This is a genomic window from Advenella sp. FME57, assembly GCF_014897675.1.
GTDB lineage: Bacteria > Pseudomonadota > Gammaproteobacteria > Burkholderiales > Burkholderiaceae_B > Advenella.
On sequence record NZ_JABUXU010000045.1, the window covers coordinates 1 to 2,665 of the forward strand.

3 protein-coding genes are annotated in these 2,665 nt (G+C 46.0%); all 3 read right to left on the reverse strand.

From position 1 onward, the window contains the following. Nucleotides 1-418: 418 nt before the first annotated feature. Genes INT32_RS21945 through INT32_RS21955 form a run of 3 tightly spaced genes read right to left on the reverse strand, consistent with a single transcriptional unit; the run spans nt 419 to nt 2,626 of the window. Nucleotides 419-1,633, reverse strand: coding sequence for a replication initiator protein A (locus INT32_RS21945; protein ID WP_226817356.1), 1,215 nt, complete (start codon nt 1,631-1,633; stop codon nt 419-421). A 52-nt stretch (nt 1,634-1,685) separates the two neighbouring features. Further along, the gene (locus INT32_RS21950; RefSeq protein ID WP_025374876.1) at nt 1,686-1,946 is read right to left on the reverse strand and encodes a ribbon-helix-helix domain-containing protein; all 261 of its coding nucleotides are present in this window, start codon (nt 1,944-1,946) and stop codon (nt 1,686-1,688) included. A 32-nt stretch (nt 1,947-1,978) separates the two neighbouring features. After that, on the reverse strand, nt 1,979-2,626 hold the full coding sequence (locus INT32_RS21955) for an AAA family ATPase (RefSeq protein ID WP_193090799.1): 648 nt from the start codon (nt 2,624-2,626) through the stop codon (nt 1,979-1,981). Between the last annotated feature and the right edge of the window lie 39 nt (nt 2,627-2,665).

Here is a 2,665-nt window from a genome sequence, read left to right on the forward strand (position 1 = left end):
GGGGAACCGGCACGGTTCCCGCGGCCAGGGCCTTACGGTTTTCCTGGAATAATCTAGCGATTAGCTCAGTGTTGGGGTGAGGGTTCATATTTCCCGCTTTAGCGGGACATGAATTTAAAGGCTTTGCGTAGCAAAGGGCGAAGGGAGCATAGCGACCGGAGGGTTAGGCGCGTTTTTGCGTTAAAGAAAAAGAGTTAAAAACCGCGCGCGCGCGTTACGGTCAAAAATAATGACTTTTTTCGTTTATAAAACAGTGATCTAGTAAAAGCCCCGGTGGGTGAAATGACGAATGGGCGGTGGGTGAAATGACGAATGAATTCACAGAAATGGTGGGTGAAATGACGAACCAATCCACAGAAAAACATGAGTTTTTAGAACTTATCCACAAGGCAAAAGTAGCGGTGGGTGAAATGACGTATCAAGCGGGCACGTTTGCCATAACTTTGATGAAATTCTGCGAGAGTTGGCCAGCATTTCGCGCAGTGAAAATAACCTGGTCATTCGTTTCGTCCAAAAACAAACTATATTCGGGCAAACTGTTATCCGCCTGAATTGCGCGAATGGCACTTCTGAACTCTTTCAATGTAGATTTGCTACCTGTTTTTTCCTGCAATAGACGTAGACTTATTACCCACTGAGATTGGCGTCCACAGTGCTTCCTTGCAATCTCGTATAACCGCCGAGCCATTGGCTTGCGTAGGCGAAAATAATCCGGGTGAATCGTTAATACTTCATATGCCTGAACGGCATTGAAAAGCCAGTCAGATAGCGTCACTTCCACAGCTATCATTCGCTCATCAGTGCGTGATTTCTCGATGATTTTCCAGCGATCAATAATGCCAAACCCTTCTCGTACTCGGGTCCCGCCTGTTCGTATATCAGTGGAAACAGAAGTACCGCGTAAGCGTTCAAATGCTTGATGCAAGAGCTTGTACCCTTCGCCACTGGTTTGCCGATTAGTTGTAACTAAGAAATCATGTACTGTGAACCGTATTGTTCGGTTCTTAGCATCTTCACGGCCCCTATTCAGAGCCTCAGTCATTTGCGATACGACATATATCAGAACATCTTTATCGTGCTGGGTAGCCCGGCCAAGTACGGAGGGAGTGACTTTGACATATTTATTTCCGTCTTTGCTTCGCCATTCCCATATGCTTAGATCAGGTTTCGTGGATAAAGTAAAAATCGGGGCTTCCATGCTTGCACCATCATCTTTCAATGCATAATCAAACATGTCCGCCAGGAAAAAATCTCGATTAGGATGCCTTACCCGAATCAACCCTTGCTCAGTAGGTTCATCAATCGTTTCGACCTCTACCCTACTCTGCTTATGCAGAGACCGAAAATATTCAAGTTCTTTTTTTTCTTCTTCAATATTCTTTTCGACCTCGGAGCGCCGAGCCTGGACCTTAACCAATAGCTTCTTAATAATCTCTGCTTCTTCAGTATTACCTTTTCCCTTTGCGATCAGCCCGGCCAACTCACGGTTGGCGTCCACAATTTGATCCGACAATGTGCGATGCCAGGAACGCAAATGGTCTAGAATTTCCTCAGATTTTCCGGTGGCATCATAGGAATTAACTGCCTCAGGATATAGGCTTATCTGGTCGTCCTGCGAATCAGTTTTACTCATATAATTCACCTTTAATTAATATACTATGAATATTCAAAATATATTATAAATACTATTCCTGCAATGCTTTGAACACGGCCATTGAGATAAATGCCGACCGCCCTGTTCCCATCGCCTCAGCTTTTGCATCAATCTTACGGAGCAAATCGGGTGAAATAGTAATACTGACTTGGCGCTTGTGGCCCTTCACGATTCCTTTATCATAGCCCACAGATGTTTCCGTTTTTGCAGTCGCATCAGGCGCACCTGTTACAAACGCTTCGGCAGCCGCTTCTTTACTAAGTGGTTTTTTAGGTTTTGCATGTATTGCCATACTATATTCTCCTGTATTTCTTTGAATATTCTTTATACATTCAAAATAGATTCAATTAATCTATCAATTTCAGCAATTGCTTTTGCATCCTTGGGTTTCAATTCGGACACTGACAAGCCTGCGCCGGATGCATTGCTAAAAGCCTTACGTCGACGAATTGGAGTTGATAAATACTGAAATTGAGGGACTTCCGCGACTGCTGCGGCAGCCTCGGCATTATCGGTCGATTGCTCACCTGGATCAGCTAGGTTCAGAACAGCAAAAGCCCTAAGACCGTCCCTAACACTATTAGCCTCATCAACCAGGGCGGCCATATCATCCAACGCCCAAACGTCATATGATCGCGGCGCAAATGGGACAAGAAGGGTATCGGCCAGGGTAAGTGCAGCACGGAGCGCTGTTGAATCCCTACCCCCTACATCGATAATAATGTCGTCCCATTTATTGCGCTGCTGCTGCACTTGCGCCCTCAGCTGCGGACCATCTGGATATTGTGCGCAGGCGATTCCAGGTAGGGTTTCCCCTTCGGACCTTATGGCTATGGCCGCAGCTGCGGTCCCTTGCCGATCGCCATCAATCAACCACACGTCTCGCCCAGCTCGCGCACGAGCGATTGCAATCTGAACTGCTAGAGTCGTTTTGCCAACCCCACCCTTTGTATTTGCTATAGCAACAATCACGGTTTCACCTCGTTTGAATATTCATTCAATAGGTAAATA